Source organism: Variovorax sp. PAMC 28711 (assembly GCF_001577265.1).
Lineage (GTDB): Bacteria > Pseudomonadota > Gammaproteobacteria > Burkholderiales > Burkholderiaceae_C > Variovorax.
Genome location: NZ_CP014517.1, coordinates 1,931,553 through 1,954,535, shown reverse-complemented (window position 1 = coordinate 1,954,535; position 22,983 = coordinate 1,931,553). Strand labels below are relative to the sequence as shown.

The window sequence follows — 22,983 nt, the reverse complement described above, 5'->3', positions numbered from 1 at the left end:
GCTTGCTGTGCGAATTGCCCGTCCCCCTTCGAACCGGAAAACTGCCATTGCCCTGACGCTGCTCGGCGCCGGACTGCTGGCGTCGCAGGGCGTGCTCGCACAGGAAGCCATCTTGAACGGCCTCGGCTGGCTAACCGCCCGCCCCGGCAGCGAGCTGGATGGGCGTACCAGCGCCTTGGTCACGAACAATCGCTCGCCGGCCGAGGTCACAGCGGCCGGCGGCAAGGCCAGCGCCGGGCTCGGCATCGGCGGATCGCTCGAACTTATCGCCACTGCGCAGGCCAACGCCCTGGGCCTTTCGTCGCTCAAGGCCAGCAATTCGCAGGTGAGCGTGTTGCAAAACCAGGTGCAAGGCTTCGTCAGCGCCGTGGGCGGTGCGGCCACGGCCAATACCGCGCTCCTCTCGGGCGGCACCAGTCGCCGGCCCCTGACGGACAGCCGTGTGCTCGTGAGCGGCAACCGCGCCGCCGACGTGGAATCGGTCGGCGCCAAGGGCTCGAGTGGGCTCGGCGTCATCGGGTCGCTGCAATTGCCGGGCCGCTCCGCGGCGAACAGCGTGCTCACCGACGAATCGGACCTGCGCCGCGTGCAGGTTTCGGTGACGAACAACCAGGCGCAGGGCGTTCAGTCGGTCGGCGGCGCCGCGCTGGCCAATGCATCGACGCTGGCACGCAGCACCGCTGAAGACCTCAACATCACCCAGGCCAACAACACGGCCCGCGACATTCGCGCCGGCGGCGGCACCGGGAGCGTGGGCGGCGGCTTCGTCGCAGCGGCCGACCTCACCGGCGTCGCGGCGGCCAACAGCTTCGCCGCGGCCGGCAGCCAGGTGAAGGGCGCCCGCGTCACGCAGCAGTCGAACGAGGTGAACGGCATGTGGGCGATGGGCGGCAGCGCGCTCGCCAATTCGGTGAACCTGGCCGACTACACGGGCAGCGACTTGCGGCAATACCAGTCGCTGCAAACCGGCAACCGCGCCACGAAGATCGAAGCCGGCGGTGGCAGCGGGTCGCTCGCCAAGGGCGCGCTGGCCGAGGTCAAGGCGTCCGCCTCGGCGTTGGCCAACAGCATCTCGATCCAGAAGGGCGACGTGCAGGGCGCGACGCAGCACACGGTCACGGGCAACACGGCCAACGGCGTGCAGGCCATCGGCGGCGCTGCGGCGGCCAACAGCGTCTGGCTGCAGGACTCCACCGCGCGTCGCAGCAACGTCACCGTCACTGGCAACACGGCGAACGACATCAACACGGCGGGTGGCCGCGCGACGCTCGGCGGCGGCGTGGTGGGTGACTTCGAACGCAGCGGCCGCGCGATGGCCAACAGCCTGGCGCTGGACAACCGTTCGACGCTGGACAACGTGCCGGTCACGATCACGAACAACACGGCGCGCGGCGTGCAGGGTTCCGGCGGTCTCGCCTCGGCGAACAGCGCGATGCTGAGTGACGGCCGCGTGCAGAACAGCGCGCTCGGCGTGACCGGCAACACCGCGACCAACGTGCGGGCCAACGGCTTCAGCAACAGCGTCGGTGGCGGGTTGGTCTATTCGAACAAGCAGAGCGCCATCGCGCTGGCCAACAGCCTGGGCGTGTTTGGTTCCGATGTGGACGCTGCGTCGGTAGCGATCACCAACAACACGGCGCGCGATCTGTCCGCGCAAGGTGGCCTGCTCGTCGCCAACAGCGTCAGCGTGGAGAAGGGCGAAGGCGCGCGCTCCCGCCTGTCGGCGCCGGTCACGCTGAGCGGCAACTCCGCGACGTCGATTTCCACCGGCGCGAGTTCGATGTCCGGACCGCTCAACAGCTTTGGCAGTGCGAGCGTCGCGCGTGCCGCGGCGAACGCGGTGGTGTTGCACGACAACGCGCAGGTCGATGCGGGCTCGACGCTCTCATTGACCGGCAACCGCGCCACCCAGATCGGTGCGGTCGGCGGCACCGCGCTGGTCAACGCGCTCGGTGCTTACCGCGGTGCGCGCATCGATGGCAGCCCGATCACGCTGACCGACAACACGGCGAACAACGTCTCGACGGGCGGCGGGTACAACCAAGTGGCCGGCATCGGCGATGCGCGCAACGGCATCCTGGTGGCGAACGGTCTCTACATGGAAGGCAACGGCGCCGTGCGCCTCTCGGGCTCGCCGTTGAGCATTCGCGGCAACACCGCGCGATCGCTCGACGCCAACGGCGGGCGCATCAACGCCAACGCGGTGGCGATCAACGCGGACGGCAACGTCCAGGGCAGTGCCGCCACGATCGCCAACAACCGCGCCGAGAGCGTGAAAAGCGAAGGCAAGGAAGGCACCGTCTTCAACGTGGCGGTGATCGATCGCGGCGTCGGGTATGCGAGCGCGAACGCGCTGCAGGTGATGGGTGCACTGCGCGCGAGCAGCACGCAGCTCGTCGACAACTTCGCCTCGCGCGTGACGGCCGAGAAAGGCGTGGTGCTGGCCAACAGCGTGATGGTCGACAACGGCGCCATCACCGAGGGCACCACGACCACGGTCACGGGCAACACCGCGACCGACGTCAGCGTGCGAGACGGCAAGACGGCAGTCGCCAACAGTGTCTACAACGAAGGCCGCATCGCGGGCTCGTCGCTCACCATCACCGGCAACCGCGGCAGCGCGCAAGGCGACGACGACGTGAGCGCGAACAGCGTACGCAACCGCAGCGGCGCCAGCATGGCCGGCAGCACCATCGCCATCACCGGCAACCAGGGCAGCGTCGGCCGCAAGGGCAGCATCAACAGCGTCGAGAACGGCGGCACGCTCGGCGCGAGCAACGTGACCATCGCGGGCAACCGCGGCAGCGTGCAGAACGGCGGCATCGCCAACAGCGTCATCAACAACGGCGGCGGCACCATCGCCGGCGGTCAGATCCACATCCTCGGCAACCAGGGCACGACGCAGGACGGCGGCACCGTGAACTCGGTGACCAACCAGGGCCGTATCGGCGGCAGCCAGATCGTGATCTCGGGCAACACCGGCTCGGCGCGCGGTGGCGGCCTGGTCAACAGCGTGAACAATCGCGGCAACGGCAACATCGCCGGCAGCAACATTTCGATCATTGGCAACCGGGGCTCGGCCAACGGCGGCGGCACGGTGAACAGCGTGGACAACCAGGGCGTGATGTCGGGTCGCATCGCGATCATCGGCAACCAGGGTTCGTCCACGCAAGGCGGTGTCGTGAACTCGGTGGTGAACCGCGGCGTGCTGGCGGGCAACGTTGTCATCGCAGGCAATCGCGGATCGGCCATCGCCGGCGGTACCTCCAACTCGGTCATCAACCGCGGTGTCATCACCGGGTCGGTCTCGATCATCGGCAACCAGTCGACCGCCGGCGTCGGCATGACGACCGGAAGCGTCCGGACCACAGGCGGCGTGTTGGCCGGCAGCGCGGGTGTCACCGGCAACGTACCGTGGGCTGCCAATGTCGGAATGACGGTGGTGAAACCCTCCACCGGTGTGGTCAATCGCACCGTGACGGTGGGTCCTGCGGTCACCGTCCTGAGCATGTGACAGGAGAAAAATCATGACGTTTCAACGATTCAGTGTTCTCTCGATTCCCGTCGCGGTGTTGTGCCTGGCGACCGCCGGGCCCGCCGCGGCGCAGTTGGTCAATTACAGCGAGGCGCTCGGTGCCTACAAGGACTCGCGGGAAGCCGGCATCAAGCTGGTCGACGGCGTGACGCCGGGTGTGACCGCGAAGGCCCGCGTGGCCCGCGCGCTGGAGCAGAACCGAGTGGTCGACCAGCAGGCGCTGGTGCAACCCGACGGGACGTTGCTGCTGCCCAGCAACCAGACCAACCTGGTCATCCGCACCAACTACAACAATGTGCAGCAGGGCGCCGACGGCCAGGTGCGCATCGCGAGTCCAACCATTCAAGGCAACGTGAGTGGCAATGTGACGCTGTTCGTCGATGGCAAGGGGGTGGAGAACATCACGGTCCTGAACAACGGCCGCTGAGGTGCGCTGCGCGAAAGCGTCCGGCGAACGAGCCATGAACAAAAACAATTTATTCCGTAGTACGCATGATCTCGCTGACCCCTATCCGTTTCCGTTTCGGCCTGATGGCCTTGGGCATCGCCTTGTTGTCGGGCTGTGCCACCACCCAGAACACGCTGACCGACACCGACAAGCTGCTCGCTGACCGCGAAGCCGCCAAGCAGCTGCCCACCGCCAACCTGAGCAGTTACGCCACGTCGCTCGGGCGCTTCGGGCGAATGCTCGATGTGTACAAGGACGGCGATCCGGTCGTCTACATGCAAACGCGCAGCATCCTCGATGCGACGAACCTCTCGAACCCGCTGGTCGGCTCCGAGATCCCGGGCGACATCACCGAGATGGTCCGCACGGCGGTCAATCGAATCGGCGCACGCGTCGTCTATGTGCCATACCACCCCGACTACCTGATCTCGCAGGCGCAACTCGGTGCCAAGTTTGGCGTGACGATGCCCGACTTTCTGATCACTGGCGCGCTCACCGAATTCGACCGTGCGCTCTCTGGCACGGGCCGATCCAACTCCGCCAGCCTCGAGTTCGGCAAGGGCAAGGGCGAAACCGCTCTGGGTGCCGACGTGAAGCGCACCGCCATCCTGTCGGCGCTCGCGCTCGACTTGAACCTGGTGAGCTTCAGCACGCAGCAGATGGTGCCGCGCATCCAGGCATCGAACGTGATCAAGGTGCTTAACTTCACGTCCGAAGACAACGCGAGCCTCGGCTTCTACGGCGACTCGTTCGGCTTCAAGCTGGAAGGCCGCTACCTCCAGGGCCGGCATTCCGCGATTCGCACGCTGGTCGACCTGAGCGTCCTTGAACTGATGGGCAAGGCGACCAACACGCCGTACTGGCGCTGCATCCCGAACGGCGTGCCTGACCCGGTAGTGGTCGAGAACATGAAGGCCTCGTTCGAGGGCCTGACGCCGCAACTCAAGATGGGGCTGGTGCAAGTCATGCTGCGCAAATACGGCGAGAACGTGAGAGTCAACCAGCAGCTCGACGATGCGACGCGCCAGGCGCTGCAAAAGGTCTATTCGACACGCTATCCGCAGATGGGCGACACCGTCGACGTGCTCACCTGGCAGGGGTTTGAGCCGCTGTTCTTCGGCGTGCCGATGCCTTGGGATGCGCAGGCCGCGACGCAAGCCGTCGCGCCGTCGGCCACGCCGGCCGCGACCGGTGCGCCGCCAGCCAGGGTGGGCGGATGAGGTACGTGTTTCGCCCTGTCTTGCTGGCCGCTGCGTTCGCGCTGGGCTCAGCGGGCAACGCGCAGGCCCAGGCGGCTGCAACCACCAGCGGCGGTGCCGTCAACAGCAATGCGGCACGCGCGAGCGTGACGACGGGCACCGGGGCCGCCGGCGCTTCCACGGCCGGGACGGCGGTCACGCCAGCACAGGCCGGCGTCATCACCAACTCGTCCGGCGGCACCGGCGCGCGTTACGTGGAGTCTTGCCAGCAGGCGATCGAGCGCGGCATCGTCAGTCCGGGTTGCCAGGGGCCGCTGTACGCCAGCGAGATCGCGCGACTCAAGGAAGACGCGCTGCGAAGCAACAATCCGAACCTGCTCACGCTGCTCGGGGATGCGTACCAGAGCAACCGCAGCGGCATCTCGGACATCGGCCAGGCCTATCGCTGGTATTTGCTCGGCGCGGTGCGCGGTGATCCGCGTGCGATGCAGCGCATGAGCGAGCTCTATCGCACTGGCAGCGGCGCGCCGCGCGACAACATCAAGGCGCTTGGCTACGCGCGCCTGGCCCAGCGCCTCGCGCCGCCGGGCAGCACCAGCGCGAAGCAGGCCACCGAGGCCGTCAGCTCGCTCGGCAACGAAATGGCCGCCGAAGAGGTGGTGCTGGCCGACAGGTTCGCGAGTGAACTCGAGAGCACGATCCGGCGGCAAGGCCCGACAGCCGCGGGCGAGCCGGCGGCCGCCGCACCCGCTGCCGAACCCAAGACCGCGCGGACGCTGTCCAACCTGCCCGGCATGGGCGCCGCGCAAGCCGACAGCACGGCGCCCGCGTCACCGGCGGCGGGCGGCACGCTGCCGGGCCGCGAGAGCCTGTCGGCCCCGGGCCGCCAACCCTGAGGAACACGAACGATGCGAACACCTTTCCACGCCTTGCTTCAAACGCTTTTGTGCTGCTCGGCCGGCGCGCTGGCCGTCGTGCCGCCCGCTCTGGCCGGCACCACCGTGATCCAGAATCCGGGCGGCGGCACCAATCACATCGAGGTCACCGGCAACAGCGCGAAGAACGTCGAAGTGACGTGCGCGCCTGGCTTGAACCGGCGCACCCCCAACGAGCCGCCGGCCAGCGTGAACAGCGTGAATGTCGATCGCCGGTCGCTGCAGGGCAAGACCGTCATCGTGACCGGCCGCAACACGCAGGACGTGCGCGTCGAAGGCGACTGTCAGAACGGCGTGCGCCCGAACGCCAACGTGAACAGCGTCAACATCCGATGAGCCGATCGATGCGCAAGACCGCGGCCGGCTGCCTGGCACTGGCCCTCACCGTGGCGCTCGCCGCATGCTCGGAGAAGTCGACGCCTGCGCCGACGCCCGTGGCCCAAGCGCCGGCACCTTCATCGGCGCCGGCACCGTCACCGGTCGCAACGGCCCCTGCGCCCGCGGTGGCCAGCACGATCGCATCCGCACCCACTGCGTCGCGCCAGGTGCCCGTCAACATCCAAGGCGTCGCGAACGCGGGCCTCACGGTGCGCGTCAAGAACGTGGAGCTGGGCGAAGACGCGACGGTGCTGACCGTGAGCGTCTCCTTCGGCAACCGCAGCACCAACTTCACCAACCTCGCCGAGACCGCCACGTTTCTCGTCGACGCCGCCGGCAACCGTCTGATGCTGCGTCCACCGGAAGACAACCGGTATGTGCGCATCAACGCGGGCGACACGATGGAAGGCAAGTGGGTCTTTCTCGGCGCCGTGCCGCCATCGACCACGCAGGTCCGGCTCGTCATCAACGAAGGCAACGCGGGTGACAACACCGACGGCCCCGGCCTGACCCTCACGCTGCCGTTGCAGCAAGGCGGTTCGTGAGGCCCGCGCCCCGCGCCGTCGCTGCGGGTCGTCCGCTGGTGCTTCTGCTTCTGCTGCTGCTCGGGGCGTCGCTTTCGGCTTCGGCATATACGGTGCGCCGCGTCGCGGGCAGCCTGAAAGACATGCCGAGCACCTTCGCGCCCGCCGCGAACGCGCCGCGTTCCGAATGGCGACTGGCCGGCGCGCCCGGCGCGCTCGAGAGCGGCGGCCCGTCGTCGCAACTCGCGCCGGCCAACGTGCCATCGACCGTGTTCCGTGTGGCCGAGGTGCCGGCGGCGCGTGTGGCGGTCACGCAGGCGTTGCTCACCTCGCTCAAGGCGCAACAGACCGACCAGCAAGCCATCGTCATCGCCTTGCCGGCCGACGTGCTGTTCGATTTCGACAAGGCCGACCTGCGGGCCGACGCACGCGCCTCGCTCGAGGAGACCGCTGAACTTTTGAAGAGCTACCCCGCCGCACCGGTCGAAGTGCACGGCCACACCGACGGCAAGGGAACCGATGGCTACAACGATGCGCTGTCGACCCGTCGCGCCGAAGCGGTGGCCGCGCGGCTCCAGCCTGCAGTCGAGGGCGGCCGTCGCCTTGCGATCGCCGGCCACGGCAAGCGCCAACCGGTGGCGCCGAATGCCCATGCCGACGGCAGCGACGATGCCGAAGGCCGGCAGCGCAACCGGCGCGTCGAGATCATCATCCAGCCGCCCCCGGTGGGCGCCCGAAAATCCTGAAGAGGCAAAACCATGGCACTCGTTGTGTGTTCCGAATGCGGCAAGCAGGTCTCGACCCTGGCCGCGAGCTGTCCGTCCTGCGGTGCGCCGGTGGCCGGCGCTGCCGCCAGCGATCGTCAGGCGCCGCTCGTCAATGCAGGCGTGCTCGGCAAGGCCGTGGTGGCGATCGGCGCCTGGCTGGTGGTGCCGTGGGTGGTGCGGCTGCTGGCGTTCCTGGCCGGCATTGCGATGCTGATCGTCATGTTCCGGAGCGCCCGCTGAGCACGCGCCGGTACTGCACGGCCTCGGCCACGTGCGCCACCTGAACCTGCTCCGCCTCTGCAAGATCGGCGATGGTGCGCGCCACCTTCAGCGCCCGGTGCGTCGACCGTGCGCTCCAGCCCAGCTTGGCTGCTGCGCTGTGCATGAACGCGAGCGCGGACGCTTCGAGCCCGGCGTGCCGGTCGATCTCGCTGCCCTGCAACGCCTGGTTCGGTTTGCCTTGGCGCGTCATCGCGCGCTCGCGGGCCGCAGCGGCGCGGGCGCGGATGCTGTCGGTCGCTTCGCCGGCCGGCGCGTCGAGCAGCTCTTTGGCCGACACCGACGGCACTTCGATGTGCAGGTCGATGCGGTCGAGCAGCGGGCCGCTCAGCTTGCCCTGGTAGCGTGACACCTGGTCGGGCGTGCAGCGGCAGGCTTTCAGGGTCGAGCCGAGGTAGCCGCACGGGCACGGATTCATTGCGGCGATGAGCTGGAAGCGCGCCGGAAATTCGGAGCGCCGGGCAGCGCGCGCGATTGTGATGGTCCCGGTCTCCAGGGGCTCGCGCAGCGCTTCGAGCGCGGAGCGGGCGAACTCCGGGAACTCATCGAGAAACAGCACACCGTGGTGCGCCAGAGAAATCTCACCGGGGCGCGGCGGCGAGCCGCCACCGACCAGCGCGACCGCACTGGACGTGTGGTGCGGTGACCCGGTCGGGCGCTGGGCCCAGCGCTCGACCGCAAAGCGGCCGGCGAGGCTCATCACCGCCGCGCTTTCTAGCGCTTCGTCGACGGTCATGGCCGGCAGCAACCCGGCGAAGCGCTGCGCGAGCATCGACTTGCCCGAGCCCGGGGGTCCGACCATCAACAGCGAATGGTTGCCCGCGGCGGCGATCTCCAGGGCGCGCTTGGCGCCGGTGTGGCCCTTGACGTCGCCCAGGTCGGCGTAGCGCGCCGCCGGTCCGCTGGCGCGCGCCGCCACCCTGGCCCAACCGTCGCCCGGTGGCTGGGCGGCGGCGGCGGCGGCGGCGTCTGCGGGCAGGAACTGCCGAACCACATCGAGCAGGTGCGTCGCGCCATACACCTCGGCGCCCGGAACCAGCGCCGCCTCTTGTGCGCTGTCCATCGGCAGAACGAGTCGGGTGGCGATGCCCCGGGTGTGCAGCGCCAGGGCCATGGCGAGCGCGCCGCGCACCGGCCGAAGATGCCCGGAGAGTGAGAGCTCACCTGCAAACTCATGCCCCGCCAGCCGGGCGGTGTCAATCTGCCCGCTGGCGGCCAGGATGCCGAGCGCGATGGGCAAGTCCAGACGCCCGGAATCCTTCGGCAAATCCGCCGGCGCGAGATTCACCACCATCGACGAAGCCGCTTTGCACTCATGAGCAAGGTAGTCACTACGAGAGGAGCATCGCGAATGAACTACTCTGCTCGCGAAGGGTAGTGCGCTTTATGACTAGCAGTGGAAAATTAATGAGACGGTTGAGCCGTATTGACACTCTGTCAAGAGACCGCTTCTGCTAAATCTCACTCAAAAGATTCAAGCGCGCTTCGTTCGGGTGTAATACGAATCTAGGTACGGCTTGATTGAGGCGGGATTTGCATGACCTAAACGCCGTGAAACTGCAGCGCAAACGTCAGCGTCTGAGGTGAATAACCCTTCCCGGCGCCGAAAAGCCATTTCGCGGTCCAGCTCATCCTGAGTGAAGCGATGTCGCCAGATGTGCAAAGCAGCACCGAGCGGGCCTCCGGCCGCTTTCATAACCTTAGAAAAAATTGCCGTCATGGAGCTTGGCGTTAACGGAAGACCGTTTCTAAAAGACAGAAATAGTTCTTCTGCTTTGCTTCCTTTACTCTCCGCAAATGGATCCCTTAGATTTTCAATAAAAGAGCAAACTTCATAAGCCAAATCAATAGGGACGTCAAACGAATCCTCATAGCCATTTTTTTGACGGGGTGGCGTAACGTCGATGCTATGCTTGGCAGCTTCAAGACGAGCGCGCTTAAAGGATTCGGCAACTAAGCTTGCAATTGAGTCTCTTCTGAGCCCGACCCGTTCAGCAAGTCGCTGTATTAGAGAATTACGTACACAGACGTACTCGGAATTGGAAGAGGTGGACAAATGGTCAAGGGCTGCCTCTTTGATCTCGTCATTGGGAACAAAATTCATTGGCTTGCTACGAGCACCGCGTCCTGCGCGCGGCAGAAGTAACGGCTTGAACCATTGGGTCGGTTTTTTTGGATTGCGGAATGCCTGAATTGCAGCGGGGAAGACTCCTATGGTTTGATCGGGAACTCGTCCGGTGTCTTGCAGCCATAGGACCCAATCGTATACAGCACTTAAGCAAGCGTTGATAGTCCCGACGAACGCGCGCTTTCTCTTGCGCTTCGCGCGTTTGGGAGCGTCGATCTCAAGCACACTACGAAATTCTTTCAGAGTCTCATCGCTCAGATTCTCATACTCGAGTTCTTTTTCAGTCGCGAAAGACCTGGATCGTAGAAACTTTCTGAATCTCGCAACACTGTAGATGCGATTGACTACAGTGGATCTTGCAAGAAGTATGTCGCGGGTAAGATGCAATCCAAATTCTGTAAATTCGTCATGCACACGAACAACTGGGCCGGAAAGATCATAGACAATAAAATTATTGCGATTTGTGTTTCCGCTGATCGAAATGTAAACGTCGCCCTTAAAACTTCCTGCCATCTTAAACTTTACGAAACTTGGAAATGTCTCGCAATTGCCGAGTGAGCTCAGCTACTTTGCTGCGTTCTTCTTCAAGCTCGTCTGCTCGCAAATTCATTTCTTTGTTGCTTTTCTCGACCAGCTGTCGGACCTTAATACGTTCCCTCTTGAGCGCGATTTGAAGCCCGTTTATTTTTTCATGAGCATTACTCAACGCAGCTTCTGCTGCTGCGCGAAGGTTTTCTAAAAATGAGAGTCGCGCCTCCAGATTCGCAGCTCTCTTTCCTCCAAGCCGGCGGCCATTTGTGGCCGTACCAATAACTGCAAGAACCGCGCTTGTACGATCTACAAGCACTTGGTTAGCGACCAACGTTTGACGAGCATTGCGCGTCAAATCAACGATCGGGATGGCGCTATCATCAGGACCGTTAAAGAGCGAGCCGCGTTTTGCCTCCCAAAGATTGAATTGGCGCAGGGAGCGGGGAAGCAATGAGAGCGCTTTCAATGAACTAGGGGACAGTCTCAACACCGACTCTATTGCATGGATTTTCGCTTCGATGTTGCTACGTGCCGATGCCTTGTTCAACGCTGCTACAACGGGAGCTCCGCGCTTGCCATTCATACGACGCAGTCTTCTTCCAAACGTTGTCGATGCAACGCAATGACCTCTTCAAGGTCGTTCATACGTGATTGATGCGCCCTGGCTCGAACATTTTGACGCTGCTCAATCGGCTCGTTCGCGGCTTTCGCCTTAAGGCTGGCAAAAAGAGTTTCAAGGTTGACGACGTGGCCCTTGACAGTGTTTGAGTAGAGGCACCCGCTACACAATCTGGGCGACGCCCGTTCCTTCTGCGCAGTTCCTGACTGACGGCTAAAACATTTTGCATTTACCCTTCCTGCACTTCCGGCCATGCAGTCTGCGTGGGGGAATGGCTCGAGGTCATAGCCCTTGCGCTTCAATTCTGACGCGAGCTTTTGCGCGCGGAGTTCTTCGCGCAGGGGCGCGTAGTCTGCGCGAGCAGAAAGCTTCGAAGCGAGCCGAAGCACCAACGCGCCGAACTTGCCGCTTGTCGCAGAACCATCAAGGATCTCGTTGATCTTCGAGACAAACTTTTCATGGCGAACGTCGGCCATTTCTGGAAAATCCGCCAAGTATTCATCGCGGATTCGGGCTTTTTCAGCGCTGAGTGCAATTGGGAGCCTAAATCCACCAAGGTTGGCGAGCGCTTCCGAGATGTATACCCGCGCGGCTTCAAGATCCTTGTGATCGAGTTGAAAAGCCAACGCCTGCAATGTTGCATCCTCGTAGCGGTAATAGAAAATCAGTGCGTAGAACCGTCGACAGGTGTGCGGTTGAAGGCGAGGAATCCCGGTAAGCAATGGAGCCGCCAACTTGATGAAGTCGACCATTTGCGGTTTGTCACCGCCAAAAGTAAGCCAAGTTTGGCGACCGTTGAAGCCGAAGCGGCCAACGGCAAGCCGCCAAAAAAGCGAACCTTTGTACTTTGACGCTGGCTTCGATTCCAAAAAGACTGTCTGAAGTTCTTTGAGCATCGACCAAGCGTCGAACGTTTCTTGATTGACGAAAAAGGGCAGCCAGTCACGTGAACCCTTCGCGCAGTAGAAGAGCGCTTGGTATAAATGCATCTCTGCAGAGACTACAAAGATGTTTGAAGCCTGCAGACCAAATCGACGGCTTGAAACCTCATCCTTCCGTCGAGCGTTGAAGGTGGCGATGTGAAGAAAGCAGGCAAGATAAAACATCGCAAAGCACCGATTGAGACGATCAATGCCTTGAAGCTTCGATGGCAATTCGCCCCACTCGGTGATTACTTTGAACGGGCCATTTACCAAAAAGTTCGCGAATGCCTTCGCGCGCTGACGTTTGTCGCCCGACGAAGTCCTTTCAAAGTGAACAATCTTTCGCGCCACTTCTATCAAAGCGACGCCTCGATCAATCCAAGTTGCGGCTTGAGTGAGCAACTGCCCTGCAAAACTTACATCCAGACTTTTCGTTCTTTGTGTTGGCCTTCCCAGGGTTTCCGCCATGCCTTTTGCATTCTCGAATGGAAGCCGGGGCGATGCGAAGGCTTCAGGTATCGCATGTAGTTCGTTTAGGCAATTAAGCCACTGAAGCATCATGCTCACGGAGGAACGCGCTCTTGCGCGCCTGTCCACCTTGCAGCCTAGGCGCCGAGCTGTGAGTCGACGCGCGCCGTAAAGCTCAGGGCCACTTGCATTTGTGCGACACACCGCACGAAACTCTGCGGTCAAAGAGAGTTCGCGACCGTTGTCCGTTCGATACCACGAATCGTCAATGCCACTCTTCGCATACAGAGCCTTCGTCCTTGTCCGAAGGGCAAGGCACGGTGCCCAACCGCCAAAAGCAAGTCGCTTAGCGAGCGCTTGAAAATGCTCTGGACGCAGGTCTTTTAGAGTGTAAATGTCGCGAAGCCAGAGGTACTCCCAGAGTTTGCAAAGCGTTGCGACGACAAACGCGATCACTCTATGTTGGCCGATTGCTTCACCGGTCGCAAAATTCATAACCCGATCAGCTACTAAGACGACGGAGCCGATAACTTCCGGCTCATCGGCAAAGGTGCGAGGGCGAAGATCGAGGGATGAGGTAGGTAACGGGTTCTCGCCCAGACGCACCAAGTGCCACTGCGAGTCCTCAGTTGTCGCATCGTTTCGCTTGACGAGAAGGTCACCTTCAGACGTTAGTTCGAGAGCATCCGATTTCATCAGTCTGCGAATTGCCTCGAATTTGCCTTCGCGCTCTTGGTCTCTGGGCGCGTCATTTGCAGACGTGTCTGCAGCAGTTTTAAGCCGTGCTGAGCCTCCCGCGGAAGTTGTCATGATTTCTTCTGGGTCAACTCTCGACGCAGCCTCGTCACAACATGACCCAAAGTGCTTTCAGAGGTCATGTGCAAAAACCCCTTCACAAAAATGATTCTTGGCACGTCGTACTCAAGGAAGGCAGATGGATTTTGCTCACACAACGCTTGCCAATTTGTTTCGTAGACGCGCTCGGTCAAGAGGGCTTCCGCGATGCGTTGTTGATTAATCCTCAATACTCGACTTTCACAGCCACCATGTCCATGACAGCGATCGCCCGGACATTCCTTTTCTGGAATGTCGGCCCAAGGGTGAGACGCTGGATCTATACAACTTGCGCCATCGCCGATTGGTCGCAAGAGCCGAAGTTCAGAATGTTGGACCTCCTTTCTTTGAAGCGCTTTAAGTTCGGCCGCGAACTGCCGTTGAAACTGCAAATTTTGAGAGCTGTGAAGTCGCTTTGCAACCAATTGTCGTATGTAATTGCCCGTGGTGGAGATGGACGTATGGCCGGCGTCGCGCTGGGCTTTGGAGAGGCTCCCTAAACTTGTGGCAAATAAACTCTCGTTTCTAAGTTGCTCCGGCGAAAACTTTGGCAACGCGTGCCGTTCAATAAATTGTCTTTGAAGATGCTGAACAGTTAAAGTACCAGGTTGATCCGACAGTGCAAACGCAGAATTTATCAAGCGCGTGTCACATTCTTTCTGATAGTTGTTTGCGACCAATTGCTTATGGTTCCAAATCAGCAATGTCAAGGCCTTGCATGCCTCCGGTTGACTGGCGTTGGTGAAGTCACAAGCTTTATCCGGTGTTTCGTCATCTTTGCTTAATTTGACTGGCGGAGTGTGGGTGTCAGTTTTACTTTTAAATGATTGAATGACGTAACCGCCTTTGACCAGAAGAATGTCTTCGAGCCGAATGTCTAGTACGGAAGATACGTTCCACGAAGAAACAATTTGAAGGATGACCACGCATGAGTGGATCTCTTGCAATGTTGCGAATGACCGGATTCGCCAAGCCCTTGTTAAACGAACCTTCCACCCAATCGCATTCAGTAGAAATTGATCTACCTTTTTGCCGTAGAGGATGCCCGGAGCGGAACCCTTCCGTGACCACTGTTCGTTGTCATGCGCGTGGACCAATGCTCCGATGTATTGCTCAGGAGCGCTGTACGGAACAAGGTCGTAGCTCGACTTTGAGTATTGCTGCGTACGCGTTACCAAGCAAACCGCATTGATGAATTGTGTATCAGTGACTTTCTCTTTTAGAACGTCAAGAAGAGCTCGAAGCTGGGCGCCCTTCTCCAGATCATCAACTGCCGCCTTCTTGGTGATCTGCAAAACGCGCTCGGACGCATCGAGCATCTTTCTTTTTAGCTCACGTGGATTTTCATAAGGCATTGCTCCTTGCGGCGCATTTCCCGGTGTGTACTGATCGCTAATCAGCGAACGAGGCTGTGGATTAGCATGGAAACTTGTTTTAAACTTAACGCCCTCAAGTTGAAGGTCCGACCTTAGTTGCGGAATAAGCAATCGGCACAGCTTTCTGAATTGAAGGCTGCCGTGGTAACGCAACGACTCTGACAGCTGAACGTTGGCCTTGAGACGGGATTCAATTTCTGAAAACAAGGTGTTTAGATCATCTTTTGTCAGGTCGCTGAGATGGCGATTCCAAACTACGTCCAAGTGAGGTTCAGCACAGGCTGCAGCCAGCGCATGCGTGATGCGCCCAACAGTCGTTTCTGCCCGCTCTATCCGAGAGCTTTGATCGGCGAGCGCTTGGACAAGTAAAGCGATCCAAGGGTCAGGGAATCCCGGGGTGCTTGCCGGAACACTGAGGGTAACTATTCCAATAGACCTGCGCTTGTACCTTTCATGAAATACATGAATCGCGATTTGTCGAATCTGCTGCGGTCGAACGTCGGAACCAATCGACTTCGGAACTGCGTTCTCCTTGATCATGACGCTGAGTTAGATGCAAATCTAGGCAGGGAAGAGTCTTTACCTTGATGCAGAATTTTTACTTTGGTCGAGTCACTTTTCATGATCCAACCATCTTGTCATCAAATTTGAGGTTTGACTTTTTGACCGCTGACGTCTGTAACAGCCGATTGAGAAGAGCTGAAAATCTCTACTGTCCAGGTCGTGGAACAATCCAAGACGAGAAGATAATGATGCATGAAAATCGAATGCAAATGTGCAATAATCGCATCTAGTTCTGTTGACTCGATAGAAGCCACCGGAAATGAGTGTTTCGTCAGGGCGGGTTCGCAACTACACCCCTTTTAACGCCGGCCATTTTTAAAGGGCTAACCAATAATCTCGCTTTGATTTAGCACTTGGGCTTTAAAATTCAATCGCCAAGACCGACAGGTATCATGTGTTACGGGTTCTTACATAATTTCAGTGAGTGCCTTGCTTCGTAGCGGATGGAGTGCCCCAAAGCGTGAGATCAGCATCCTGAGGGGGTATCGCCGACGCGTGCATAACGTCTTGTAGGCGCCTGTGAACTGCGTCTGCTGCTGCATCGCATTGCTTGGCTACCTGGATTCACCCAGAAACCTGTCGATCGTCCGCTTTGCAGCGTTTGCAGTCGTTAGGACCGACTAGGCCGATGACGGCTCCAGTCCAGAAACCTGACACTCTGAAAGAGCGCATGGCCTTTGAACCTACTCGCACCGCTCATCAAACCATGTGGGAGCACTGCAGAACAGAAAGGTCAGCCGATGGCATCAATCGCGCGCAGCGACTGGCCTCACTATGGCAACGACCAGGGCGGCACACGATTCAGTCCGCTGACGCAGATCACGGCAGCCAACGTCGATAAACTCGAAGTCGCGTGGGAAGCAGACGTCGGGCCTTTCACTGGCGTGCGTGGCACGCTGCAGGTGACGCCGATCAACATTGGCGATTCGCTGTACGTGTGCAACGGCCACAACGTGGTGATGGCGCTCGATGCCGAGACAGGACAGGAGCGCTGGCGTTACGACATGAGCGGCAGCAGCGCGCCCACGGGCAAGCCTTGCAGGGGCGTCGCCTACTACCGTGTGCCCGAAGCCACGGGCTCGTGTGCGGAGCGCATCCTGGCAACCAGCCAACTGCCGGAATTGTTCGCACTCGATGCACGCACAGGACGCCCCTGCACCGGCTTCGGCACAGACGGACGCGTGCCATTGCTCGAAGGCTTGGGCGAGGTTCCGCCCGGCTACCACTACGTCAGTTCTGCGCCCCAGGTCATCCGGGGAAAGTAGTGTTTGGCGGCGCGATCATGGACGGGCAGTATTGGGGCGAGCCATCGGGCGTCATCCGCGCCTTCGACGCAACAACAGGTCGCCTCGCCTGGGCCTTCGATGCAGGCAGACCGCAAGACCACGGCGCCCCGGCGGTGGGCGAGAGCTATACGGCTGCAACGCCGAACAGCTGGGCCCCGATTAGCGCGCTCTGAGCGAGCTACGTCAACATCTTGCGCCGTTCTACAGCCACACCGGCCGGCCTTCGGTCGATCCCGAGTTCATGATTTAAAGCGAGCTGCGTCAGAGCTGACAGAGCTGACAGCGCTGATCGAAACTAACGTCTAAATGACGGGAACATTACAAATCATGGCATCCACGTGATCGAGATTGGCAGTATCGGTCCAAGACTGCATGCTTGGCGGAACTCCTCTTTGCTGCGGAACGATGTGGTCCCCCGGACGCGGCCAAATCTTTATGCTTTCACTTGCTCTCCAACCCTCTTCAACGAGTCACGCCAAGGCCGATGTAGAAGACTTTGCAGCCGAAGCTCTGCTGTTTCGCGCTAGGAGGCAAGCACTGCTTGCCTCAAACGTTGCCAATGCGGACACGCCAAATTTCAAAGCTCGCGATGCAGACTTTGCCGAAAGTCTGAAGGAGGCTACGACCGCAGCATTACCCTCAGGCGTTCGCTCGGTATCCATGACCACAACTGCCGGCAGACACATCGCTAGTCCGGTGACAAAAGTTCAGAGCACCCTCGAGTTCGGTCGCATCAGAATGTCGGAGCAAACGGCGGCCGACGGGAACACCGTGGACATGGACATTGAGCGCGGCGAAATCGCAAAGAACACGATCCTCTACCAGTTGGCATTGATGGGTGTCAAAGACGAAGCCGAAGAATTCAAGGCGGCGACGTCCGACCCCGGACGACGTTGAATCCCAGAGTGCGGTCGGTCGGTCGGCGATGCATCAAAATCAGCAATGGCTGCGATCGAGTCAGATTTTTATCTCTCTGATGACTCATCTGACTTCGGCGGGTCCGCTTTCAGCTTTCCCAGTCCCATGAGGACTACAAAGTTCGCCATGGCAAGTACAAATCCGATGTCGTAGTAACCGAATCCTACGGCAGCCCCGACAACACCCGTGTTCAGAATACTGGCGGCCGTTGCCGTGCCATGTGTCGACGCTCCGGACTTCAAGATCGCTCCGCCGCCGATGAAGCCGATGCCAGTGATCACACCTTCTAGTATTCGAGCTTGACCGACAGAGCGCTCTCCAAGAACCTCGATCGCCAGCAGGACAAAGCCGCAGCTTGCCATCGCAACAATAGGAAACGTTCGAAGTCCTGCACTTCTCGAACCATGCTCCCGGTTCCAAGCAATAGGCAAGGTAAACAAAAACGCGAGGCCCATTCGGACGAGGTGGTTGGTCACGTCACCCCACACGCCCCAGAATGAACTTTCCATCGGTCAGATCTTTTATATTGCGAGTGGGTAATGGGCTAGTGCGTGCCGTGCACGTGCCGCCCGCCGGAACGCTTGAGGGCCTGCAGATTTGCATCGCTCGAAAGCTCTTTTAGGATGCCGCAGGCGCCGGCCGAATCCGAGGTCGCGCACTGCGCCCGCAGGATTTTCAACTGGTTTTCAAGCGAGCGCAGATCCCGAATGCGGAGCATCACGTGGTCAATGTGCGCATCGAGGAGCTCGTTCACTTCGGCGCAGTTTGATTCCGGCGCATCCTTGTATATAAGCAGCGCCCTGATCTCATCCAACGTCATGTCCAACAACCGGCAATGACGAATGAAAGTCAGGCGCTCAAGCTGACCCTGCCCATAGATCCGGTAGTTACCTTCGGACCGGTGTGGCAAGGGCATCAAGCCCTCTTTCTCGTAGAAGCGAATGGTTTCAACGGGTGTAGATGTGGCCACAGCCAGTTCGCCAATCTTCATCAAAATTTCCTTGAGATCAGGCCTTGACTCTAAACCCGCTTCAGGGTGCTCAATAGAGCCAATGACAAAAACCACACTTCCTGATACCACAGCCAAGCCGGCTGGCGCTTGCGCTGGCGACGCCTGCTGCGCCCCGGCTACAGCACTCGAACCCGCAGCTGCAACCTCAAAGGTCACGGGCGCGAGCGTTTTCCGGATTCCTTCCATGGATTGCGCCGTAGAACAGAGTGACATCCGGCGGGTGCTGGACAAGATTGACGGCATCAGGGGCCTCAATTTCCAGCTGGGCGCAAGAACTGTTGCGATCACCGCCCCCGACGATGTGATTCCCGCTGCTGTCGCCGCGATACGTGCGGCAGGCTACGAACCTACGCCGGTCACTGCAAGTTTGGAATCGGGCGCACCCGAACATTCCGATCACGATGGACACGACCACGACCAGAGCACCGGCATTGGCCGGCTTGCCCTTGCATTGGCGTTTGCGATAGGCGCGGAAGCCCTCGATTTTTTTGTGAGCGACGTGCCTGCAATGAAGTATCTCGGGCTGGCGATCGCGGCAATCGCGATCTGGCTTTCTGGTGTGGAGACATACACCAAGGGCATCAAAGCACTGGGTCGAGGAAAACTCAACATCAACGCCTTGATGAGCGTCGCCGTCACAGGTGCGTTCTTCATTGGACAATGGCCTGAGGCTGCGATGGTCATGGCGCTCTACGCCATCGCGGAATTGATCGAAGCCCGCGCCGCCGACCGTGCCCGCAACTCGATCAAGGGCCTGCTGGCGCTCGCGCCTGAGGAGGCTGACGTGCAGCAGGCGGATCGAACCTGGAAATCGGTGCCGTCCGGCGATGTGCTACTCGACGCCATTGTCCGAATTCGTCCTGGCGAACGTGTGCCACTGGACGGGGTGATTACCGAAGGCCGCAGTGCGGTCAACCAGGCGCCGGTAACTGGCGAAAGCCTGCCCGTAGATCGCGCTGCCGGTGACCCCATTTTTGCAGGGACGATCAACGAAACTGCCGAACTCCAATTTCGTGTGACCGGCGTCGCGTCCAATACAACTCTGTCGCGAATCATCCATGCGGTTGAAGAGGCGCAAGGCACGCGTGCGCCCACGCAACGCTTCGTCGATCGTTTCGCCGCCATCTACACGCCCTCCGTTTTTGTCCTGGCGCTTGGCGTGGCTCTTTTCACACCTTGGCTGATGGACTTGACCTGGCTGGAAGCCATCTACAAGGCTTTGGTCCTTCTCGTGGTCGCCTGCCCTTGCGCGCTTGTGATTTCGACGCCGGTGACGGTGGTCAGCGCACTTGCCGCAGGTGCACGCCGCGGCATTCTGATCAAGGGCGGCACCTATCTTGAAGAGGCACGCAACCTTAGAGCCATCGCGCTGGACAAGACCGGCACGATCACCGAAGGCAAGCCGAAGCTCGTTGACTGGGAGGTCCTTCGGTCCGAAGGCGACAAGGACACCATCGGCCGTGCTGCCATGAGCTTGGCCGAGCGGTCCGACCATCCGGTTTCCAAGGCGATCGCACAGGGCCTCAAACTGCCGGTTGGCGACGTCGATGGCTTTGCTGCCCTTGCAGGCCGAGGCACGCAGGGATCGACCGGAGGCCGGGCCTACGTGCTAGGAAATCATCGCCTGATCAAAGAGCGCAACCAGGGAAGCACCGAGCTGACCACAAAGCTGTATTCGCATGAGCAGCGCGGCCGCACAGTGACATTGCTCGCCGACGACGACGGAGTTGTAGCGATCTTTGCTGTGGCGGACACCATCAAGGAGTCGTCGCGACAAGCTGTCGCTGAACTGAAAGCGCTTGGCATCACACCTGTGATGTTGACGGGGGACAACGTCGCGACTGCCAAGACAATCGCGGCCGAGGCCGGAATCGACGAGTCGCAGGGCAATCTGCTGCCCGAAGACAAGCTGACAGAGATCAAGGCGCTGCAGAAACGCCACGGTGCCACGGCCATGACCGGTGACGGCATAAACGACGCACCGGCGCTGGCGCAGGCCGACATAGGATTTGCGATGGGCGGGATGGGCACTGACATTGCCATGGAGGCTGCCGACGTGGTGGTCATGAACGATGACCTGCGCAGGATTCCCGAGACGATCCGTTTGTCGCGCCGAACGCACACCGTGCTGATGCAAAACATTTCGCTCGCTTTGGGCATCAAGGCGATCTTCATGATTCTCGCGATTCTTGGCATGGCCACGATGTGGATGGCAGTCTTCGCGGACATGGGTGCCACCTTGCTGGTGGTCGCCAACGGTCTTAGATTGATGAAGGTGCCCGCTGACAAGGTGCCCTCGTAACGGGCTCGCAGCAACAGTGAACATTACAGATTTGTAATCTTTCGGTTTGGCAATGCAGAAGCTCAATTCATACGATCGTTACAGCAAGCAAGCACAGCAGGTTGCATGTTTGAGCGCCGCCACGATGTGTGCCGTCCTCTACTGAAGTCCCGATACGCCGTTTTTCTCTCCAGCTTGAACTCCACCCATGTTTCGTTGGCTCGTCCTCGTCCTTTTGTTCGCGCTTCCAGCCCAGTTCGCACTGGCTGCTGTGGCTGGCTATTGCGAGCACGAGGAGGCATCTGCCTCGCCTCACATCGGGCATCACTCTCACCAGCACCAACATCGGAGCGCAGGTGAACAGGCCGATGCGACCGAAGGTCAATCAGCTCACTTGCCCGGCCAGTTGCACCAAGACTGCAGCTCCTGTCATGTGCATGTTGCGCAAATCGCCGTCACAGCTTGCGAGGTTTTTGGCGCTGCAGAGTCGACTCCGATGGTGAGCGCGCCGATCAAGCTTCTCGCATCGTGGGTACATCAAACCATCGATCGTCCAAATTGGGCACATGCCGGTTGACCCCGGCGCGTGTTCGTCCTTCTTGCTTGTCCAAAACTATGCACTGACAACCGCGCCGGATTCCCTTGTCTCTTTCCTATGACTGGAGAATTCGATGTTTCGAACATTCGTCCCGATCGCATTGGCGATCGCGGTAATCGCGGGCAGCAATGCGCTCGCTCAACAACCGGGCGGGCTGTCCTCAGCTGCCAATTCACAGCCGGCCGTTTCTCAATCCGGGCTGCAGTCTGTCACGCTGGCCGGCGCGATTCAGCTCGCGCTTGACAACAGTCCCGAACTCTCGGCGGCACGCCGCGAGATCGAAGCAACGGAGGGGGCGCGGATCCAGGCAGGCGTCTTCCAGAACCCGACTTTGAATTTCGACGTGGAAGACCAGCGAGTTCAGACGCGGACGACCACATTCACCGTCAGTCAACCGCTTGAACTTGGCGGGAAGCGAAGCGCACGAATCGCGGCAGCGGAGCGTGGCATCGAGGTTGCGCGCGTTCAACTGGAAGCCAAGGAATCGGACATCCGCGCCAACGTCACTGCCGCATTCTTCGCAACACTCATCTCCCAGGAACGTGTACGACTCGCCCAGGCTTCGCTTGACTTGGCCAGCACCGGAAGCCAAGCAGCCGGCAAGCGGGTCATTGCGGGCAAGGTATCCCCGGTAGAGGAAACGAAGGCCAAAGTTGCAGAGGCCAATGTCCGGCTCGAGCTGGTGCAGGCACGCGGTGAGCTGCAGACCAACCTGGAGCTGCTGCGGTCCCTGACAACGCGCACGACCGGTATCGATGCTGTGGACGGAAATGCACTTGCGATTCCACAGCCACCACCGGTCGAAGCCTTCGAAGAGCGAATCGCGAACTCGCCGACTATCCGGCAGGCTCGACTCGAAGTACGCCGCTTCGGCGCATTGTCGGATCTGGAGCAGGCCAAGCGTCTGCCAGACATCACTCTGACTGCTGGCGCCCAACGCAACCAAGAGTTGGGGCGCAACCAGTTGGTCGTCGGGATCTCGGTTCCACTGCCAATTTTCGACACCAACCGCGGAAACATCGTCGCAGCGCTGCGCAGGCAGGACAAGGCGGAGGACGACGCCAGGACTACGGAGTTGCGACTTCGCTCGGACGTCCTGGCGGCTCGTCAGCGCTACCTGGTTGCCGCCAACGAAGTGACTGCCCTCCTGAAAGAGATCCTTCCGGGGGCGCAGAGCGCATTCGACGCGGCAACCAAGGGGTTCGAACTCGGAAAGTTCGGCTACCTCGATGCGCTCGACGCACAGCGCACCCTCTTGCAGGCGCGCTCCCAATACCTTCGCTCCCTCGCCGACGCTCACCGCTCGGTCACCGACATCGACCGCTTGCTCGGCGGCCCCGCCGCCACCGGCACAACCGTCTTTACCCCTTAAGGATCAAC

Annotated in this window: 18 protein-coding genes and 1 pseudogene; 12 read left to right on the top strand and 7 right to left on the bottom strand. The window is 60.5% G+C overall.

Annotation, left to right across the window (positions count from 1 at the left end):
- Window positions 1-7: 7 nt before the first annotated feature.
- From AX767_RS09715 to AX767_RS09680, 8 genes are all read left to right on the top strand, one after another.
- Window positions 8-3,514: a beta strand repeat-containing protein gene (locus tag AX767_RS09715; protein ID WP_068630811.1), complete on the top strand. Its 3,507-nt coding sequence runs from the start codon at window positions 8-10 to the stop codon at window positions 3,512-3,514.
- Window positions 3,515-3,527: 13 nt separating this feature from the next.
- Window positions 3,528-3,962, top strand: a complete 435-nt coding sequence (locus AX767_RS09710) for a hypothetical protein (RefSeq protein ID WP_068630809.1) — start codon at window positions 3,528-3,530, stop codon at window positions 3,960-3,962.
- Window positions 3,963-4,027: 65 nt separating this feature from the next.
- Complete coding sequence (locus tag AX767_RS09705; RefSeq protein ID WP_068630807.1) at window positions 4,028-5,203, top strand: hypothetical protein; 1,176 nt, start codon at window positions 4,028-4,030, stop codon at window positions 5,201-5,203.
- A gap of 5 nt (window positions 5,204-5,208) precedes the next feature.
- Window positions 5,209-6,078 carry a sel1 repeat family protein gene (locus AX767_RS09700; RefSeq protein WP_237288604.1) on the top strand — a complete coding sequence of 290 codons (870 nt, stop codon included), beginning with the start codon at window positions 5,209-5,211 and terminating at the stop codon, window positions 6,076-6,078.
- 12 nt (window positions 6,079-6,090) lie between these two features.
- The gene (locus AX767_RS09695; RefSeq protein ID WP_156481015.1) at window positions 6,091-6,453 is read left to right on the top strand and encodes a hypothetical protein; all 363 of its coding nucleotides are present in this window, start codon (window positions 6,091-6,093) and stop codon (window positions 6,451-6,453) included.
- A complete protein-coding gene (locus AX767_RS09690; protein WP_068630803.1) occupies window positions 6,450-7,040 on the top strand; it encodes a hypothetical protein in 591 nt (196 codons plus the stop codon). The genes AX767_RS09695 and AX767_RS09690 overlap by 4 nt, the downstream gene beginning before the upstream one ends.
- The gene (locus AX767_RS09685) at window positions 7,037-7,765 is read left to right on the top strand and encodes an OmpA family protein (protein ID WP_237288603.1); all 729 of its coding nucleotides are present in this window, start codon (window positions 7,037-7,039) and stop codon (window positions 7,763-7,765) included. The genes AX767_RS09690 and AX767_RS09685 overlap by 4 nt, the downstream gene beginning before the upstream one ends.
- Before the next feature lie 12 nt (window positions 7,766-7,777).
- A complete protein-coding gene (locus tag AX767_RS09680) occupies window positions 7,778-8,026 on the top strand; it encodes a hypothetical protein (RefSeq protein ID WP_068630801.1) in 249 nt (82 codons plus the stop codon).
- Here AX767_RS09680 and AX767_RS09675 read toward each other — a convergent pair.
- The 5 genes from AX767_RS09675 to AX767_RS21345 form a co-directional block, all read right to left on the bottom strand.
- A complete protein-coding gene (locus AX767_RS09675; protein WP_082754961.1) occupies window positions 8,004-9,359 on the bottom strand; it encodes a YifB family Mg chelatase-like AAA ATPase in 1,356 nt (451 codons plus the stop codon). The two genes, AX767_RS09680 and AX767_RS09675, sit on opposite strands and share 23 nt — an antisense overlap.
- 180 nt (window positions 9,360-9,539) lie before the next feature.
- Window positions 9,540-10,706: a site-specific integrase gene (locus AX767_RS21360; RefSeq protein WP_156481014.1), complete on the bottom strand. Its 1,167-nt coding sequence runs from the start codon at window positions 10,704-10,706 to the stop codon at window positions 9,540-9,542.
- 1 nt (window position 10,707) lies between these two features.
- Window positions 10,708-11,307: a hypothetical protein gene (locus AX767_RS21355; RefSeq protein ID WP_156481013.1), complete on the bottom strand. Its 600-nt coding sequence runs from the start codon at window positions 11,305-11,307 to the stop codon at window positions 10,708-10,710.
- On the bottom strand, window positions 11,304-13,544 hold the full coding sequence (locus AX767_RS21350; protein WP_156481012.1) for a hypothetical protein: 2,241 nt from the start codon (window positions 13,542-13,544) through the stop codon (window positions 11,304-11,306). Before AX767_RS21350 ends, AX767_RS21355 begins: the two co-directional genes overlap by 4 nt.
- Window positions 13,541-15,484: a hypothetical protein gene (locus tag AX767_RS21345; protein WP_156481011.1), complete on the bottom strand. Its 1,944-nt coding sequence runs from the start codon at window positions 15,482-15,484 to the stop codon at window positions 13,541-13,543. The genes AX767_RS21350 and AX767_RS21345 overlap by 4 nt, the downstream gene beginning before the upstream one ends.
- A gap of 764 nt (window positions 15,485-16,248) precedes the next feature.
- Between AX767_RS21345 and AX767_RS09655 the strand changes: the two are divergent.
- Together AX767_RS09655 and flgB are read left to right on the top strand one after the other, a co-directional pair.
- A pseudogene (locus AX767_RS09655) lies at window positions 16,249-16,967 on the top strand (outer membrane protein assembly factor BamB family protein).
- A gap of 262 nt (window positions 16,968-17,229) precedes the next feature.
- The gene (flgB, locus tag AX767_RS21010; protein ID WP_168164816.1) at window positions 17,230-17,691 is read left to right on the top strand and encodes a flagellar basal body rod protein FlgB; all 462 of its coding nucleotides are present in this window, start codon (window positions 17,230-17,232) and stop codon (window positions 17,689-17,691) included.
- 68 nt (window positions 17,692-17,759) lie between these two features.
- Here the strand turns inward: flgB and AX767_RS09645 are convergent, their stop codons facing one another.
- Together AX767_RS09645 and cadR are read right to left on the bottom strand one after the other, a co-directional pair.
- Window positions 17,760-18,221 (bottom strand): MgtC/SapB family protein, encoded by a 462-nt coding sequence (locus AX767_RS09645; RefSeq protein WP_068630791.1) that lies wholly within the window; start codon window positions 18,219-18,221, stop codon window positions 17,760-17,762.
- Window positions 18,222-18,256: 35 nt separating this feature from the next.
- Window positions 18,257-18,703: a Cd(II)/Pb(II)-responsive transcriptional regulator gene (cadR, locus tag AX767_RS09640; protein ID WP_068630789.1), complete on the bottom strand. Its 447-nt coding sequence runs from the start codon at window positions 18,701-18,703 to the stop codon at window positions 18,257-18,259.
- Window positions 18,704-18,764: 61 nt separating this feature from the next.
- Between cadR and AX767_RS09635 the strand changes: the two genes are divergently transcribed.
- Both AX767_RS09635 and AX767_RS09630 read left to right on the top strand, forming a co-directional pair.
- Entirely contained in the window at window positions 18,765-21,026 is a 2,262-nt protein-coding gene (locus AX767_RS09635; protein WP_068630787.1) for a heavy metal translocating P-type ATPase, read from the top strand.
- Between the two features lie 650 nt (window positions 21,027-21,676).
- The gene (locus tag AX767_RS09630; RefSeq protein WP_068630785.1) at window positions 21,677-22,975 is read left to right on the top strand and encodes a TolC family protein; all 1,299 of its coding nucleotides are present in this window, start codon (window positions 21,677-21,679) and stop codon (window positions 22,973-22,975) included.
- Window positions 22,976-22,983 lie beyond the last annotated feature (8 nt).

Bases quoted from the DNA above. Each gene is read 5' to 3' on its own strand.
- AX767_RS09710 (WP_068630809.1), top strand. From the start codon at position 3,528: ATGACGTTTCAACGATTCAGTGTTCTCTCGATTCCCGTCGCGGTGTTG.
- AX767_RS09705 (WP_068630807.1), top strand. From the start codon at position 4,028: ATGATCTCGCTGACCCCTATCCGTTTCCGTTTCGGCCTGATGGCCTTG.
- AX767_RS09695 (WP_156481015.1), top strand. From the start codon at position 6,091: ATGCGAACACCTTTCCACGCCTTGCTTCAAACGCTTTTGTGCTGCTCG.
- AX767_RS09690 (WP_068630803.1), top strand. From the start codon at position 6,450: ATGAGCCGATCGATGCGCAAGACCGCGGCCGGCTGCCTGGCACTGGCC.
- AX767_RS09680 (WP_068630801.1), top strand. From the start codon at position 7,778: ATGGCACTCGTTGTGTGTTCCGAATGCGGCAAGCAGGTCTCGACCCTG.
- AX767_RS09675 (WP_082754961.1), bottom strand. From the start codon at position 9,359: ATGGTGGTGAATCTCGCGCCGGCGGATTTGCCGAAGGATTCCGGGCGT.
- AX767_RS21360 (WP_156481014.1), bottom strand. From the start codon at position 10,706: ATGGCAGGAAGTTTTAAGGGCGACGTTTACATTTCGATCAGCGGAAAC.
- AX767_RS21355 (WP_156481013.1), bottom strand. From the start codon at position 11,307: ATGAATGGCAAGCGCGGAGCTCCCGTTGTAGCAGCGTTGAACAAGGCA.
- AX767_RS21350 (WP_156481012.1), bottom strand. From the start codon at position 13,544: ATGACAACTTCCGCGGGAGGCTCAGCACGGCTTAAAACTGCTGCAGAC.
- AX767_RS21345 (WP_156481011.1), bottom strand. From the start codon at position 15,484: ATGATCAAGGAGAACGCAGTTCCGAAGTCGATTGGTTCCGACGTTCGA.
- flgB (WP_168164816.1), top strand. From the start codon at position 17,230: ATGCTTTCACTTGCTCTCCAACCCTCTTCAACGAGTCACGCCAAGGCC.
- AX767_RS09645 (WP_068630791.1), bottom strand. From the start codon at position 18,221: ATGGAAAGTTCATTCTGGGGCGTGTGGGGTGACGTGACCAACCACCTC.
- cadR (WP_068630789.1), bottom strand. From the start codon at position 18,703: ATGAAGATTGGCGAACTGGCTGTGGCCACATCTACACCCGTTGAAACC.
- AX767_RS09635 (WP_068630787.1), top strand. From the start codon at position 18,765: ATGACAAAAACCACACTTCCTGATACCACAGCCAAGCCGGCTGGCGCT.
- AX767_RS09630 (WP_068630785.1), top strand. From the start codon at position 21,677: ATGTTTCGAACATTCGTCCCGATCGCATTGGCGATCGCGGTAATCGCG.